17 protein-coding genes and 1 riboswitch are annotated in these 14,399 nt (G+C 43.5%); of the genes, 15 read left to right on the top strand and 2 right to left on the bottom strand.

Going from position 1 to position 14,399, the window contains the following annotated elements; genetic code table 11:
- Positions 1–76 precede the first annotated feature (76 nt).
- The 3 genes from HFM85_RS14985 to HFM85_RS14975 all read left to right on the top strand — a co-directional run bounded on the left by HFM85_RS14985 (position 77) and on the right by HFM85_RS14975 (position 1,380).
- Positions 77–532 (top strand): PD-(D/E)XK nuclease domain-containing protein, encoded by a 456-nt coding sequence (locus HFM85_RS14985; protein WP_243873905.1) that lies wholly within the window; start codon positions 77–79, stop codon positions 530–532.
- A gap of 223 nt (positions 533–755) precedes the next feature.
- Positions 756–947: a hypothetical protein gene (locus tag HFM85_RS14980; RefSeq protein ID WP_173739012.1), complete on the top strand. Its 192-nt coding sequence runs from the start codon at positions 756–758 to the stop codon at positions 945–947.
- Positions 862–1,380 carry an AAA family ATPase gene (locus HFM85_RS14975; protein WP_173739044.1) on the top strand — a complete coding sequence of 173 codons (519 nt, stop codon included), beginning with the start codon at positions 862–864 and terminating at the stop codon, positions 1,378–1,380. The genes HFM85_RS14980 and HFM85_RS14975 overlap by 86 nt, the downstream gene beginning before the upstream one ends.
- 22 nt (positions 1,381–1,402) lie before the next feature.
- On the opposite strand, the gene HFM85_RS14970 is transcribed toward HFM85_RS14975, so the two are convergent.
- On the bottom strand, positions 1,403–2,569 hold the full coding sequence (locus tag HFM85_RS14970; RefSeq protein ID WP_173739043.1) for a sensor histidine kinase: 1,167 nt from the start codon (positions 2,567–2,569) through the stop codon (positions 1,403–1,405).
- On the bottom strand, positions 2,566–3,243 hold the full coding sequence (locus HFM85_RS14965; protein ID WP_173739042.1) for a response regulator transcription factor: 678 nt from the start codon (positions 3,241–3,243) through the stop codon (positions 2,566–2,568). The genes HFM85_RS14970 and HFM85_RS14965 overlap by 4 nt, the downstream gene beginning before the upstream one ends.
- A 205-nt stretch (positions 3,244–3,448) precedes the next feature.
- Between HFM85_RS14965 and HFM85_RS14960 the strand changes: the two genes are divergently transcribed.
- From HFM85_RS14960 to HFM85_RS14905, 12 genes are all read left to right on the top strand, one after another.
- Complete coding sequence (locus HFM85_RS14960; RefSeq protein WP_173739041.1) at positions 3,449–4,597, top strand: TlpA family protein disulfide reductase; 1,149 nt, start codon at positions 3,449–3,451, stop codon at positions 4,595–4,597.
- Between the two features lie 27 nt (positions 4,598–4,624).
- Positions 4,625–4,777: a CD1871A family CXXC motif-containing protein gene (locus tag HFM85_RS14955; RefSeq protein ID WP_173739040.1), complete on the top strand. Its 153-nt coding sequence runs from the start codon at positions 4,625–4,627 to the stop codon at positions 4,775–4,777.
- 7 nt (positions 4,778–4,784) lie between these two features.
- Positions 4,785–5,639, top strand: coding sequence for a 4Fe-4S binding protein (locus HFM85_RS14950; RefSeq protein ID WP_173739039.1), 855 nt, complete (start codon positions 4,785–4,787; stop codon positions 5,637–5,639).
- Between the two features lie 179 nt (positions 5,640–5,818).
- Positions 5,819–5,900: riboswitch (ZMP/ZTP riboswitch) on the top strand.
- Positions 5,901–5,974: 74 nt separating this feature from the next.
- The gene (locus HFM85_RS14945) at positions 5,975–7,660 is read left to right on the top strand and encodes a formate--tetrahydrofolate ligase (protein WP_059086045.1); all 1,686 of its coding nucleotides are present in this window, start codon (positions 5,975–5,977) and stop codon (positions 7,658–7,660) included.
- A 163-nt stretch (positions 7,661–7,823) separates the two neighbouring features.
- Complete coding sequence (locus HFM85_RS14940; protein ID WP_173739038.1) at positions 7,824–8,102, top strand: BrnT family toxin; 279 nt, start codon at positions 7,824–7,826, stop codon at positions 8,100–8,102.
- Positions 8,080–8,259, top strand: a complete 180-nt coding sequence (locus tag HFM85_RS14935; protein ID WP_118512798.1) for a hypothetical protein — start codon at positions 8,080–8,082, stop codon at positions 8,257–8,259. The genes HFM85_RS14940 and HFM85_RS14935 overlap by 23 nt, the downstream gene beginning before the upstream one ends.
- Before the next feature lie 433 nt (positions 8,260–8,692).
- On the top strand, positions 8,693–9,226 hold the full coding sequence (locus HFM85_RS14930) for a methylated-DNA--[protein]-cysteine S-methyltransferase (RefSeq protein ID WP_173739036.1): 534 nt from the start codon (positions 8,693–8,695) through the stop codon (positions 9,224–9,226).
- 107 nt (positions 9,227–9,333) lie between these two features.
- Positions 9,334–9,642 (top strand): MGMT family protein, encoded by a 309-nt coding sequence (locus HFM85_RS14925; RefSeq protein ID WP_173739035.1) that lies wholly within the window; start codon positions 9,334–9,336, stop codon positions 9,640–9,642.
- A gap of 6 nt (positions 9,643–9,648) precedes the next feature.
- The gene (locus HFM85_RS14920) at positions 9,649–10,857 is read left to right on the top strand and encodes a PucR family transcriptional regulator (RefSeq protein ID WP_173739034.1); all 1,209 of its coding nucleotides are present in this window, start codon (positions 9,649–9,651) and stop codon (positions 10,855–10,857) included.
- Positions 10,858–11,115: 258 nt separating this feature from the next.
- On the top strand, positions 11,116–12,489 hold the full coding sequence (locus tag HFM85_RS14915) for an aspartate aminotransferase family protein (protein WP_173739033.1): 1,374 nt from the start codon (positions 11,116–11,118) through the stop codon (positions 12,487–12,489).
- Positions 12,490–12,602: 113 nt separating this feature from the next.
- Positions 12,603–13,055 (top strand): MarR family winged helix-turn-helix transcriptional regulator, encoded by a 453-nt coding sequence (locus HFM85_RS14910; RefSeq protein ID WP_173739032.1) that lies wholly within the window; start codon positions 12,603–12,605, stop codon positions 13,053–13,055.
- Positions 13,045–14,397 (top strand): MATE family efflux transporter, encoded by a 1,353-nt coding sequence (locus HFM85_RS14905; protein ID WP_173739031.1) that lies wholly within the window; start codon positions 13,045–13,047, stop codon positions 14,395–14,397. The genes HFM85_RS14910 and HFM85_RS14905 overlap by 11 nt, the downstream gene beginning before the upstream one ends.
- Positions 14,398–14,399 lie beyond the last annotated feature (2 nt).

The following is a 14,399-nucleotide window of genomic DNA, read 5'->3' as shown; positions in this document are numbered from 1 at the left end:
GTGAGAATCCGCATTATCTCGATGTGAGTATGTTTAATCACATTTTGAGTGGCAGTATATAAATGCCATCAGCACCATGGACTGGAAAGAAGTCATACAGTCGGTAGAGTCTTCCAGAAAACTCCTGGAAGCATTGTGGAATCTGGATGGGGAAGCAGTTGCAAAAGGAATTGATCAGGCACACAGAGAAATTTCGGTTCTTCAGTACAACGATGAAAATTCTTTGAGCTGCACCATTAATCTGGCATTTTATTTTGCCAGAGAGTACTATACAGTTATCCGGGAACTGCCAACCGGAAAAGGCTTTGCAGATATCTGCCTTATCCCAAGAAAGTTATACGCTGACAAACCGGCAGCAGTCATTGAACTGAAATGGGACAAAGATGCCCATGGAGCCATATCACAGATTAAAGAAAAGCAATATGTAGATGCACTGAAAGACTATCATGGAAATCTCCTGCTTGCAGGAATCAATTATGATAAAAAAATAAAGCAACATACCTGTGTGATCGAGAGGTATCATAAACAATAAAATAGATGCAAGTGCAGAAAAAGAGTCCCCTGAATACGGAATCCTATCCGTGTTCCGGGGATTTTTTGCAGTGAAAATTATATTATAAACATAAAGATTTATACAATGAACATGTACGGATAAAATATACGATGCTATTGTATAGACAGTAACTGAGATTACAGAAACAGAGCAAAATACAGAGAAAGAAGAATGCCTATGGAGAGCATAGAGGTTAAATAAAATGATCATAGCACTGGGAATATTGTCAGTTGGAATAAAAAGCTGTAAAATAAGACTGGACGGTCATAAAAATTCTGTATTTTGTATTGAAAGGGAAAAAGCAGCACATGGGAAAATTAATCATTTTCAGAGGAAACTCAGGAAGTGGAAAAACAACCGTAGCGAAGGCATTACAGAAAAAGCTAGGACGTAATATAATGCTGATATCACAGGATGAGATCAGAAGAAATATGCTGTGGGTTGATGATGGCATAGATACAAAGGCTTTGCCGCTTATGGCAGAACTTTTACGATACGGAAGGGAACACAGCGAATTTTCTATCCTGGAAGGGATCATGTATGATGAATGGTATCGTTCGTTGTTTGAACTGGCAAATGAATTATATGGTTCAAATGTATACGCATATTATTTTGATCTGTCGTTTGAAGAAACCGTGAGACGGCATAATACAAGAAACAGAGAATTTGGTGAAAAAGATATGCGCAGATGGTGGAGAGAAAAAGATTTTTCTTCAGCTCTCAGGGAACAGGCTATTACCTGCGAAATGGATACAGACAGTATTGTTGAAAAAATATACTCGGATTTGAACGCAGATCGTAAAGAGACTGCGTTCATGAGCATATAAAGTAAATGTAATACAAATATATTCAGACTGGCAGCATGATTGCGATCATGCTGCCTTTTTTGCTGCTTTCCAGTACTTTTACCTGTCCGTTATGCTGTCTGACAATTTCACTGACAAGTGCAAGCCCCAGGCCGGCACCTCCCATAGCGCGGCTTCTTGATTTGTCCACACGGAAGAACGGGGTGAAGATTTTTTCCTGATATTCAGGAGGAATGCCGATTCCGGTGTCGGAGACTTCAAGAAAGACATAATTGACAGACGTGGATGTATCTGTTGTTTCTCCGGAAAGATGGATATTTACGGTTACTTTTCCACCGGAGTGATTGTATTTGATCGCATTTTCCACAAGATTGTACACAGCGCGATACAGCAGCAGATAGCTTCCGGTAATGATGCAGTCTCCCTCCTGCTGGATCAGTTCAACATCCTTCTGTTCCGCTACGGAAGCCAGGTCGCAGAAAACCTCATCAGTCAGTGCTGCCAGAGAGATCCTTTCGGAACGTTCAACAGTCTGTACACCGGTCATATCCAGGAGGATTTCAGCCAGATGGGAAAGTCGCCCGGTCTGTTCCTGGAGCATGGCAAAAATCTCCTGATAATCTTTTAAAGCAGGTGCTTCCCTGCGGGCAAAAACCTCCAGATTTGTCTGGATAACGGCAAGAGGAGTCCTCAGCTCATGGGCTGCATTGGCAGAAAATTGCTTCTGGGCAGTAAAAGCTTCATCCAGGCGTGCGAGCATTTTGTTAAATGAAATTGTCAGGCGGGAAATCTCGTCATTGGTAGCAGGAACTTCAAGAGCCTCTGAAAGGTTCTGGACCTCTATTTTGTTCACTTCCTGGCTGAGTCTGCGAAGAGGAAGTAATGCCTGACGGCTGATAAAATATGTGCAGATACTGCTGAGAAGGATGATGATTCCGGTTACCATGAGTCCTTTGGTGAGAAACAGTTTTTTGGTCAGCTGCAGCTGATCCGAAAGCTCCGGAAATAAGACGGAGGGATTCATATTAAAGGTGATGGGAGTAGAATCTGTGTTATCGATCCGTATCATGTAATCTCCCAGATCCTCCATTCCGGCAACTGCGGACTGGCTGATAAAAAAATACATCAGAATGCAGGTGACTGTCATAAGCAACGCAATGATCAGTGTCAGACGCCATTGAAGAGATAGTTTTCCGGTTGTTTTTTTCATTGTATATCCTCCGTTAAAATGTAACCCTGGCCGATCTTATTCTGTATTGGATCAAAGCCGAGAGCAGTGCGCAGTTTTTTTCGAAGAGAAGAAATGTGGACACGAATGGAATTGCTGAGACTGTTGACGCTTCCGTCCCAGATATGCTCGATCATTTCTTCCGGGCTTATGATACGGTTCTGATGAAGAAGGAAATATTCCAGAAGAGAACTTTCCTTTCGGGTCAGAGAAAGGGGGAGTCCATCGATACTGGTCTTTCTTGTACGGGTATCAAAGCTGATACGTCCGCATTGCAGACACACATCCTGCTGGATGAATTTTCTTCGTGTCAGACTTCGGATCCGTGCCTCCAGCTCTTCAAAATGAAAAGGCTTTGTGAGATAGTCATTGGCACCGAGATCAAGCCCTTCAACCTTGTCCTGGATCTGTCCTCTGGCAGAGAGGATCAAAACGGGAGTGGAAGTATCGGATTCCCGAAACTGGCGCAGGATTTCCAGACCATCAACGCCTGGAAGATTCAGATCAAGAAGGATGAGATCATAATTTTCCACCAGACATAATTCCAGTCCTTCATCCCCGTCAAAACATGTGTCCGCTTCATAGCCATCCATACGAAGTCCCTCCGCAATAGACTGGCAGAGCTGCTGTTCATCTTCGATTATCAATATATGCATAATAAATCCTCCAAAAAAACAGTTGATTTTGCTTTGTTATCTATAATATCATGTATAGCATAAAATTCCTGTAAATTTTTTTGTTTCTTAACAGAGATTTTATACAGGGGATGATATAGTAAGGCTACAGAGAACAAAATTTACATATAAAATATATGCTGGTTCCGGATATGGGCCGGTGATATCAGAAGGGAGAATATAAACAATGAAATTAAGAACACAGAAAATAACAGCACTTATGGCAGCTGCGGTATTAGGAATATCTGCATTTGGAAGCGTACCGGTAACAGCGGCGGAAAGTACGGAAACAGCAGATCCCGGAGCGGCAATGATGGTGGATGGAGAGGCAGTTTCATCAGATCTGGTGGCAGGTACATTTAAGCCTTCCGACGTAACCTGCAAGGCACAGGATTCTTATGAATATCCGTTTCTGGGACTGAAGCTTTCACTTTCGAAGGAGCTGTTAAAGCAGATCAAGGACCAGAGCATTGCAATGCTTACCACGGAAGATTTTGAGAATCAGACCAATGCAGTGACATATGCTTATGTAAGCTGGAGTAAAATGACAGAGGAACAGAAAAATGCCGAAATACAGAAGATGGGAACAGGATATGACGACTGGGTGGCAGGTCTGGACAGAATTGGTACAATTGGCGTTTATGACGAAGCTTCACAGAAAAAGCTGGATGAGATCACTGGCTGTACAGAGCATAAAGAGCTTGGAAGCAGCAGTGACGGGAAATACAAATATTATCTGAGCACCAACAAAGATGCAGATGAAAAGCTGACAAAGGAGCTGGAAAAGATCAAAACCGACATTACGGAAATGGCACCGTATCAGAATATTTCCGTGTTTGACCAGCCACAGGATACCAGCAGTAACCCGGAGGATGTAAAATCTGTAGGAAAATTTGAAACAACAGGAATAGATGGAAAAACATATACAGAAAAAGTATTCAGTGACTATGACCTGACGCTGGTAAATGTTTTTACAACCTGGTGTTCACCATGTGTAAAAGAAATTCCGGAACTTCAGGAGCTTTATAAAGAAATGAAAGATAAAGGTGTCGGAGTAGCAGGCGTGGTGCTTGATACTACAGATGAAAAGGGAAATCAGGACGAGGAGGCTGTAAAAAAAGCAGGCATTCTTCAGGAAAAAACAAAAGCAGAATATCCGTTCCTGACACCGGATACCACTATGATGAACGGTCGTCTGCAGGGGATTTCCGCATTTCCTGAAACATTTTTTGTTGACAAAGATGGAAACATTGTAGGCGATACCTATACAGGAAGCCATACACTGGACGAATGGAAGGAAATCGTGGAAAAAGAGCTTAAAAACGTTTCAAAGTAAAAGATGATCATTACGGAGAGTGAAAAAATGATTCGGAAAATAACAGAATCCAGGTGGATCGGACCTGCTCTGGCAGTTTTTGGAATTTTACTGATGATACTGGGAATCTGCAGAGGTGAGGTATCTGTAGTTTTTACAAAAGCGATCAACATCTGTATGGAGTGTATTGGCATTGGATAATAAGAAGATGAAAATAAATGAATGGCCGCGGCATGGAATTCAGGCATTGTGGGCGGCCCTTACAAACAGTCACATATCAGGCTTTGTGACTGGAAAGATCTATACCGGAAAACTGAAAAATGTCTGTGTTCCGGGGCTGAACTGCTATTCCTGCCCCGGGGCAAGAGGGGCCTGTCCCATTGGTTCCCTTCAGGCTGTGATCGGAAGCTGGAACTTCAAGATGGCATATTATGTAGCTGGATTTCTGATCTTTGTGGGAGCGTTGCTTGGAAGACTGGTGTGCGGATTTCTCTGCCCCTTTGGACTGATCCAGGATCTGTTGAACAAGATTCCTTTTCCAAAGAAGATCCGGACATTTCGTGGGGATAAACTTCTGCGAAAACTGAAATATGTGATCTTTCTTGTATTTGTGATCATACTTCCCATGTTTGTAGTAGATATCATGGGGCAGGGAGCGCCATATTTCTGCAAGCTGATCTGCCCGGCAGGAACGCTGGAGGGAGGTATCCCGCTGGTGCTGCTGAACAAATCCATGCGAAGTGCAGTAGGCTGGCTGTACATGTGGAAAAATACGATCCTGGTGATCACCATTATCTTATCAATTATGATATACCGGCCATTCTGTAAGTATATCTGCCCGCTGGGAGCTTTTTATTCGGTATTTAATAAAGTTTCCGTTTTTCGTTACAGAGTAGATAAAGAAAAATGTGTTCACTGCGGAAAATGCAGAAATATCTGCCAGATGGAGGTCGATCCGACGGAAAATCCAAACAGTACAGAATGCATCCGATGTGGAAGATGTAAAAAGATATGTCCGACACAGGCGATCCGGTGTGGGTTTGCAGGCAAAGATCAGACCTGATTTACGTTAATTGACGAAAAACAGTGTTTTCCTTATAACGTCCAGTATCTGATGAATAGTATGGAAAACTGAAATAATTCAGAAAATTAAACTCAGCTCACTTTAAAAGTGAAAAAAATAATTTGATAATTTCTTGACAAGTACTAATAAATATGTTAGTATTCAATTATCAAATTAATAAAGTCTTCGGTGACTGACGGAATTGTGGGATAACCACGAGGGAGCCGGAGATTCGATGAGTCGACCGTCTGGGCAGTATTTGAAGAAATTCAGATACTGCTCTTTTTTATGGGATAAAAAGATCCGGACGGTTGCTGCGGAGAAAGGAGAACATTATGGGATTCAAAAGTGACATCGAGATCGCACAGGAGTGCACAATGGAGCCAATTACCAAGATTGCGGAGAAAGCAGGTATTGATGACAAGTATCTGGAGCAGTACGGTAAATATAAAGCAAAGATCGACTATAATCTTCTGAAAGAAACAGACAAAAAAGACGGAAAGCTGATCCTTGTAACAGCCATCAACCCGACACCGGCAGGTGAGGGAAAAACGACTACAACCGTAGGTCTTGCAGATGGAATGCAGAAGCTTGGAAAGAACGTTATGGTAGCTCTTCGTGAGCCATCCCTGGGACCGGTATTCGGTGTCAAAGGCGGTGCAGCAGGCGGCGGCTATGCACAGGTAGTTCCGATGGAGGATATCAACCTTCATTTTACCGGTGATTTTCATGCGATCGGTGCGGCAAACAACCTTCTTGCAGCAATGATCGACAACCATATCTTCCAGGGTAATGAGCTGAATATCGACCCGAGAAAGATCACATGGAGACGTTGCGTGGATATGAACGACCGTCAGCTTCGTAATGTAGTAGACGGACTTGGCGGAAGAACAAACGGTATGCCGCGTGAGGACGGTTACGACATCACTGTAGCATCTGAGATCATGGCAGTTCTCTGTCTGGCAAGTGATATCAAAGATCTGAAAGAGAGACTTTCCAGAATCATCATCGGATACACTTATGGCAAGGTTGCTGAGCAGAAACCGGTAACAGCAGGAGACCTTCACGCAGAGGGTGCTATGACAGCACTTTTGAAGGACGCTCTGAAACCAAACCTTGTTCAGACACTGGAGCATGTTCCGGCGATCGTTCACGGCGGACCATTCGCAAACATCGCTCACGGATGTAACTCCGTAACAGCTACAAAGATGGCTATGAAGCTTGCTGATTACGCGATCACAGAGGCTGGCTTCGGTGCAGACCTTGGAGCAGAGAAATTCCTGGATATCAAGTGCCGTATGGCAGGTCTTACACCAAGTGCAGTTGTTATCGTAGCAACCGTACGTGCCCTGAAATACAACGGTGGCGTTGCAAAAGCGGATCTTAACAATGAGAACCTTGAGGCGCTTGAAAAGGGTATCCCGAACCTTCTGAAGCATGTAAGCAATATCAAAAATGTATACAAGCTTCCATGTGTGGTAGCTATTAACGCATTCCCGACCGATACCAAGGCAGAGCTTGATTTTGTGGAAGCAAAATGTAAGGAGCTTGGCGTAAACGTAGCACTTTCCGAGGTATGGGCAAAAGGTGGCGAAGGCGGAATCAAGCTCGCTGAGGAAGTAATCCGTCTTGTTGAAGAGCCGAATGACTTCACATATGCTTATGAACTGGAAGGCTCCATCGAGGATAAGCTGAACCAGATCGTACAGAAGGTTTACGGTGGAAAGAAAGTGGTTCTTACAGCAAATGCCCAGAAGCAGGCGAAACAGCTGGAGGCACTTGGATTTGGCAACTGCCCGATCTGTGTAGCTAAGACCCAGTACAGCTTAACAGATGACCAGACAAAGCTTGGTGCTCCGACAGATTTCGAGGTAACAGTAAGAAATCTTAAGATTTCCGCAGGTGCAGGATTTATTGTTGCACTGACAGGTGAGATCATGACCATGCCAGGACTTCCGAAAGTACCGGCAGCAACCAAGATCGACGTAGACGAGAGCGGTAAGATCACAGGACTGTTCTAATATAAAGATTTTTTGAGGGGAATTCAGATAGAAAGCGGTAGAGCCTGCAAAAATAGAGGCTCTGCCGCTTTTTCTTATACTATTATAATATTGTTTATAATTATTTTACTAGTCTGAAAATTCCATGTATGATATACTTAGAAAAAAGCAGGAGAGTGATTAATTGAAATTTGAGTGGGATCAGGGAAAGAATCTGATCAATCAGAAAAAACATAAGATATCATTCGAAACTGCAGCATATGTATTTCAAGATAAGAACTACATAGAAATGTATGATTTTGAGCACAGTACAGAAGAAGACAGATATATTGCTATAGGATGTGTTGGTGAAGTTTTATTTGTGGTGTTTACCGAAAGAAAAGAAAACATTCGATTGATCTCAGCTAGGTTGGCAACGGAATCAGAGAGGAGGCTCTATTATGATCAAAACATTTACTATTAATAAAGGGCAGAAGCCGACAAAAGAGCAAATACAGGAAGTTATGAATGCAAAAAAATCACCAATTGTACCAGATGAAGATGCACCAGAATTGTCACCAGCAATGTATAAAGCTTTTAAAAGCAGTGTGATACAGCGAAATCGAAAGAAAAACGCATAAAATGGAAAAAACTCCTCCGGCAGTAAAACCGGAGGAGTTTTTTTGCATAAAAAGAGAAAAAAATCTATAATCGAACACATTTTCTGATATAATAAGAAAAGAAAAAATTTCCGGAGGTGTGTCCATGGATAAAAAAGAAGAACATATCTATATAGCTATTGATCTGAAATCATTCTATGCTTCCGTGGAATGTCAGTAGCGGGGCTTAACGGCTATGAAGATGTAATCCGGGAAATGGCCAGACTTACCGATGACTGGGTACAGTTATCCGAAGATAAAAAACGGGAATTGGATGAAAAACTGCAGGAGCTGATATTGGAAAAGGCAGGTCAGGTAAGAAAATTCTATATGTATAAGCGAAAAGTGTTTTTTTAAGATGATACAGAAATTTAATTAGAAAAAATTGTAGAGATAAATGAAAGTGGGGGAAAATATGGTATACACATGCAAATATAAATCACTAATCGGAGATATTTTGCTTGCCGCAGATGAAATCGGACTTACCGGCCTATGGTTTGAAGGACAGAAATATTTTGCAAATACACTTCCGGAAGATTATGTTCCACAGGAAACGAAAATTCTCACAGAAGCAAAAAAATGGCTGGACGTATATTTCTCCGGTGAAGAACCGAAATTTACTCCGCCACTTCATCCCATCGGCTCAGTATTCAGACAGGAAGTGTGGAAGATTTTATTACAGATCCCTTACGGACAGACAATCACATATGGAGAAATTGCGCGCAGAATTGCAGTGATGAAAAATACTTCCCAGATGTCGGCCCAGGCAGTAGGCGGTGCGGTTGGACATAATGAAATTTCCATTATCATTCCCTGCCATCGAGTCGTAGGAACAAATGGAAGCCTGACAGGATACGCCGGAGGAATTGACAAAAAAATTTCACTTCTTAAGCTGGAACATACAGATATGAGCCGTTTATTTGTTCCAAAGAAAGGAACTGCACTGTAAAACTCCGGCTGAGAGGACGGTCTGGTGCAGACATCCAAGAAAAGACAGATATTTTATTTATGAAAGCATGCTATGAAAATTGCCAGCAGGATTGCGGAGGAAAGATCATGGGAAAAATACTGGATGAGGATCTGATTTACGAGATACTGTCCGTAGTGGAAGAAATACCGGAAGGAAAAGTGGCCTCCTACGGACAGATCGCACGTCTGATTGGCCGGGATAAAAATTCACGTCTTGTAGGAAAAGTCTTAGGTATGGCAGAATTTTATGGGAAGTATCCCTGCCACAGAGTTGTGAACCATGCAGGGCGTACTGCACCAGGCTGGAGAGAGCAGAAAATCCTGCTGGAAGATGAAGGCATAGAATTTAAAACCAATGGATGTGTGGATATGAAACATTACCAGTGGGAGGAGTAACGGTTTATGAATTGTAAAGATATGATGCAGATTCCGGAACTTACAGAGGTTCTGAAGCTGAAAGCAGGAGAAAACGGTTTGCAGAAGTCTGTCCGGTGGATTTATTTTGCGGACTGTCTGCAATGTGTAAAAAGCGAATATAAGATCGAAAATTACATCCACGGAGACGAATTTGTAGTTCTGACAAACCCAAGTGTCACAGATGACAGCAAGAAACTGATGACATTGATCCATCAGATGTATGAATACAGAATCACAGCATTGGGCATCAATGAAGGACAGATTTCCGAAGAATTGATAGAGTATTGTGAGGAAAAAAATCTTCCATTGTTTGAGCTGCCGGAAAAGTATCCGCTGATCGACCTCTCACAGATCATCTGCCGGAAACTCGTGCTGGAAGAGAACGACAGAAACGCCGCAGAGCAGCTGTTTTCCTCTATTCTGGATGCAGAACATTTAAGCAGGGAGCGTGTGATGGCACAGGCCAGATATCTGAACATTGATCTGGAAGGAAGTTTTTTTGTGGCGGAGTTTGCCTTTGCTTCGGAAAATGGAGAAAGCGGATGGGAAAACGATGATTCTCTGGCAGCTGGGCGGAATGTAAAGAGTATGATCCGTGCGGAATTTTCCAGATACATAAAGCAGGATATTCTGATTCTTCCACAGGCAGGTTCCATCCTTGCGCTGATCCCGGACAAAGATGCAGAGGAAAGCCATATAAAAGAGATTTTTGTCAGGATCGTGGACCGGGCACAGCGGGAATATAGGATCAATCTTATGATCGGTGTAGGAAACAGCAGGGCATATCTGGATGAAGTGAAAAATAGCAGAAATGAAGCTTCTGCGGCACTTCGGGCGGCAGAAGTTTCCGGCTTGAAAGGGCAGATATTTTTTTACAGGGATCAGGGGATTTATACACTGATCTCGCACGTGGATGATTCCAGAATCTTGGATGCTTATGTGGATGAAAAGATTGGAAAGTTGTTGCAGGCAGATGAATTGAATGATGGAAACTTACACGAAACTCTGGAGAATTATCTGAATTGCAGTTGCAATGCCAAAAAGACGGCAGAGGCGATGTTTCTTCACCGTAATACCCTTAATTACCGTCTGAAAAAAATCAGGGAGATCCTAAGCTGTGATCTTGAAAATCTGGATACCTGTCTGGAAATGAAGATGGCATTTATGATCAGCCGATATAGAAATCGGGAATAACAGGCAGAGGCAGCAGCAGAGAAGTTGGAATTTTAAATTGTGCACTGTGCACAAAAAATATGCAACACAAGGCCTATTGATTTCATACCGGAAAATGCTATAATCTACCTAAATCAAAAAACAAAACAACATAGCAGATAAACGACAAAGGCGTCGGATGATAATACATCCGGCGTCTGTTTTTTTGCTTCCGAAGAGAACTCCGAGAGGAGTCCGGCAGGCAGAAAAACCGTGACCAGATAAAGGAGGAGAAGTATTATGACAACAGCAGAATTAGCAACCGCATTACCGGAGATCGTAACCGCACAGGTTCCAGGACCGAAATCAAAAGAACTTCTTGACAGAAGAGACGGGGCAATCCCGAAAGCACTTTGCGGAAAAACATATCCGATCTGTATCAAGCAGGGATCTGGAGCCATGTTTGAAGATATGGACGGAAATAAATTCCTCGACTGGGTTGGCGGTGTGGGAGTACTGAATATCGGATATTCCCATCCGGAAGTCATTGAAGCAGTAAAAAAACAGACGGAAAAATATTTTCATACCATTTTCAATGTATATGTACACGATGGCTATGTAACACTGGCTGAAAGATTAAATGAGATCATGCCGTGCAAAGGAGATGTGAAAAAAACATACTTCGCAAACTCCGGTGCAGAGTGCGATGAGAACGCGATCAAGATCGCAAAAGCATTCACAAAAAGAAGCGGTGTGATCTGCTTCACAGGCGCTTTCCACGGAAGAACAAACCTGACCATGGCACTGACAGCAAAAAAAGCCTATGCAGTAGGCATGGGACCGTTCCCGGCAGGAATCTTTCGTGCACCATATCCATATGTATACCGTGCACCAAAAGGATATACAGAGGAAGAGGCAATTCAGTATTACATTGATGAGCTTCAGAGAATCTTTGACGAGGGCGCACCTGCAAGTGAGATTGCCTGCATGATCGTTGAGCCGTTTCAGGGCGAAGGTGGATTTATCCCGGCACCCATCGAGTGGGTTAAAGCAGTCCGCAAGATCTGCGATGACAACGGAATCCTGATGATCGCAGATGAGGTTCAGTGTGGTAACTGCAGAACAGGTAAATATTATGCATCTGAGTACTGGGCAGAAGCAGGCGCAGCACCGGATATTATCACAACTGCGAAATCCCTTGGCGCAGGACTTCCGATCTCCGCGATCACAGCAAGAGCCGAGATCATGGATGCGGCACCTGCAGGAACTATCGGAGGAACCTTCTGTGGAAACCCGGTATCCTGTGCAGCAGCACTGGCTGTTATGGATATCATGAAACGTGATGATTATGCAGGAAAGGCAAGACATATCGGTGAGACCGTCATGAAACGCTACAAAGAGCTTCATGAGAAATATCCGGTGATCGGTGATGTACGAGGCCTTGGCGCAATGATCGGTATCGAGCTTGTAAAAGACAAAGAAACAAAAGAGCCAGCAACAGAACTTACTGCCAAGCTGATCCAGAATGCGATCCAGAAAGGTCTCCTTCTTGAGAACTGCGGAACAGCAGGCAATGTGGTACGTTTCCTTGCACCACTTACCATGACGGATGAGCAGATGGAGAAAGGACTTGAGATCTTTGAAGCTTCTCTGAAAGAGGCATTGGAAGCATAGAGTAATAGAAAGTTACTTTATGACAGAAAAGTAAAACATGCTTGACAAACCATAAATTCCTTATATAATTATCAATAGTAATTAACAAAGATAATTATATGAGGAGTTTTTTTATGACAAATGAAAAGATCAAGCGGATGTTTGATGCGTTTTATCAGGCGAAGCGGATCCGGGATATGCTTCCGCCACTGCCGCAAGGGGTGATGCCGTCCTATATTCAATATCTGGATGTGATCCACTCTCTGCAGAAGGAAAAAAAAGATATCAGGATTTCCGATCTCAGTGACGCCATGAACCTGCCGCGTCCCGGTGTCACCAGAACAGTGAAAGAAATGGAGGCAAAGGGATATCTTCAGAAGCTCATGTCTCCGGATGACGGGCGCGTTACTTACATCTCTATAACAGAAAAAGGAGAGAATCTTTCCAGAAAGTATGACCAGGATTATTTCAGCAGTCTGGCACCCTATCTTTCAGAGATTTCCGAAGAAGAAGCAGACAGTATGATCCGGACCATCGGGAAATTTTATCAGATTATGTGTGACAGGAGGGAACATTATGACAAGTGATAAGGCAGATTTTACCCAGGGAAATATTCTGAAGAAGCTGGTTGCATTTATGATGCCGGTACTCGGTGCGCTGATCCTGCAGGCTGCCTATGGTGCGGTCGATCTTCTTGTAGTTGGAAGATTCGGTTCCACATCCGGACTGTCAGCGGTTTCCACCGGAAGTCAGGTACTGAATCTGGTTACCTTTGTAGTGATTCAGTTTGCTATGGGTATCACAGTTCTGATCGCACGTTATCTTGGAGAAAAAAGACCGGAGCAGATCGGATCCGTTATCGGTGGGGCTGCGATCGTCTTTACCATGATATCGATCGTGTTGTTTATTGTTATGGTAGGCTTTGCACATCCGATCTCCGTGCTGATGCAGGCACCGGAAGAAGCGGTAGCGCTGACTGCATCTTATGTACGGATCTGTGGAAGCGGAATTTTCTTTATTGTTGCATATAACCTGCTGTCTGCTATTTTCCGTGGCCTTGGTGACAGTAAATCTCCGCTGCTGTTTGTGCTGGTGGCATGTATTGTAAATGTGATCGGAGACCTGGTACTGGTAGCCGGCTTACATATGGATGCAGCAGGTGCAGCTATTGCTACGGTTTCTGCTCAGGCCTTAAGTGTTGTATTTGCAGTAGTTCTGCTGATAAAGAAGAAGCTTCCGTTTACCATTACAAAAAAAGATTTCCGGCTGAATCCTCAGTGCAGACGTTTTCTTAAGATCGGACTGCCGCTGGCACTTCAGGAATTCCTGACACAGATTTCATTTCTGGCCTTGTGTGCATTTGTCAACCGCCTGGGGCTGGAAGCATCCTCCGGTTACGGAGTTGCATGTAAGATCGTAAACTTTGCCATGCTGGTTCCAAGCTCTCTGATGCAGTCCATGGCTTCCTTTGTTTCACAGAACGTAGGAGCAGGAAAGCCGAAACGTGCGAGAAAATCCATGCTTACGGGAATTGGAGTCGGCCTGTTTGTGGGATGCCTGGTATTTATCCTGATCCTTCTGAAGGGGGATGTACTGGCAGGATTCTTCTCAACGGATGCAGGTGTTATCCAAAAGGGCTTTGATTATCTGAAGGGTTTTGCTCCGGAGACACTGGTAACGGCTGTTCTGTTCAGTATGATAGGCTATTTCAACGGAAACAACCAGACCATATGGGTTATGGTCCAGGGCCTGATCCAGACGCTTCTGGTACGACTTCCAATGGCGTACTTTATGAGTATCCAGCCGGATGCCAGCCTGACAAAGATCGGTCTTGCAGCACCGGTATCTACCACAGTGGGAATTATTCTGAACATCGGATTCTTTCTGTATTTTACCCGTGCAGAAAAAAGAAGTGCTCCGGAAGAATAACA

Origin of the sequence: Blautia schinkii (genome assembly GCF_013304825.1) — a bacterium.
In the GTDB taxonomy this organism is placed as follows: Bacteria; Bacillota; Clostridia; order Lachnospirales; family Lachnospiraceae; genus Blautia_A; species Blautia_A schinkii_B.
Note: the sequence above shows the minus strand (reverse complement) of the source record. Positions and strands in the feature narration are given on the sequence as shown.

Coding starts and splice junctions, on each gene's coding strand:
- HFM85_RS14960 (WP_173739041.1), top strand. CDS start 3,449: ATGAAATTAAGAACACAGAAAATAACAGCACTTATGGCAGCTGCGGTA.
- HFM85_RS14930 (WP_173739036.1), top strand. CDS start 8,693: ATGGTATACACATGCAAATATAAATCACTAATCGGAGATATTTTGCTT.
- HFM85_RS14975 (WP_173739044.1), top strand. CDS start 862: ATGGGAAAATTAATCATTTTCAGAGGAAACTCAGGAAGTGGAAAAACA.
- HFM85_RS14980 (WP_173739012.1), top strand. CDS start 756: ATGATCATAGCACTGGGAATATTGTCAGTTGGAATAAAAAGCTGTAAA.
- HFM85_RS14945 (WP_059086045.1), top strand. CDS start 5,975: ATGGGATTCAAAAGTGACATCGAGATCGCACAGGAGTGCACAATGGAG.
- HFM85_RS14950 (WP_173739039.1), top strand. CDS start 4,785: ATGAAAATAAATGAATGGCCGCGGCATGGAATTCAGGCATTGTGGGCG.
- HFM85_RS14970 (WP_173739043.1), bottom strand. CDS start 2,569: ATGAAAAAAACAACCGGAAAACTATCTCTTCAATGGCGTCTGACACTG.
- HFM85_RS14925 (WP_173739035.1), top strand. CDS start 9,334: ATGGGAAAAATACTGGATGAGGATCTGATTTACGAGATACTGTCCGTA.
- HFM85_RS14935 (WP_118512798.1), top strand. CDS start 8,080: ATGATCAAAACATTTACTATTAATAAAGGGCAGAAGCCGACAAAAGAG.
- HFM85_RS14965 (WP_173739042.1), bottom strand. CDS start 3,243: ATGCATATATTGATAATCGAAGATGAACAGCAGCTCTGCCAGTCTATT.
- HFM85_RS14955 (WP_173739040.1), top strand. CDS start 4,625: ATGATTCGGAAAATAACAGAATCCAGGTGGATCGGACCTGCTCTGGCA.
- HFM85_RS14985 (WP_243873905.1), top strand. CDS start 77: ATGGACTGGAAAGAAGTCATACAGTCGGTAGAGTCTTCCAGAAAACTC.
- HFM85_RS14905 (WP_173739031.1), top strand. CDS start 13,045: ATGACAAGTGATAAGGCAGATTTTACCCAGGGAAATATTCTGAAGAAG.
- HFM85_RS14920 (WP_173739034.1), top strand. CDS start 9,649: ATGAATTGTAAAGATATGATGCAGATTCCGGAACTTACAGAGGTTCTG.
- HFM85_RS14915 (WP_173739033.1), top strand. CDS start 11,116: ATGACAACAGCAGAATTAGCAACCGCATTACCGGAGATCGTAACCGCA.
- HFM85_RS14910 (WP_173739032.1), top strand. CDS start 12,603: ATGACAAATGAAAAGATCAAGCGGATGTTTGATGCGTTTTATCAGGCG.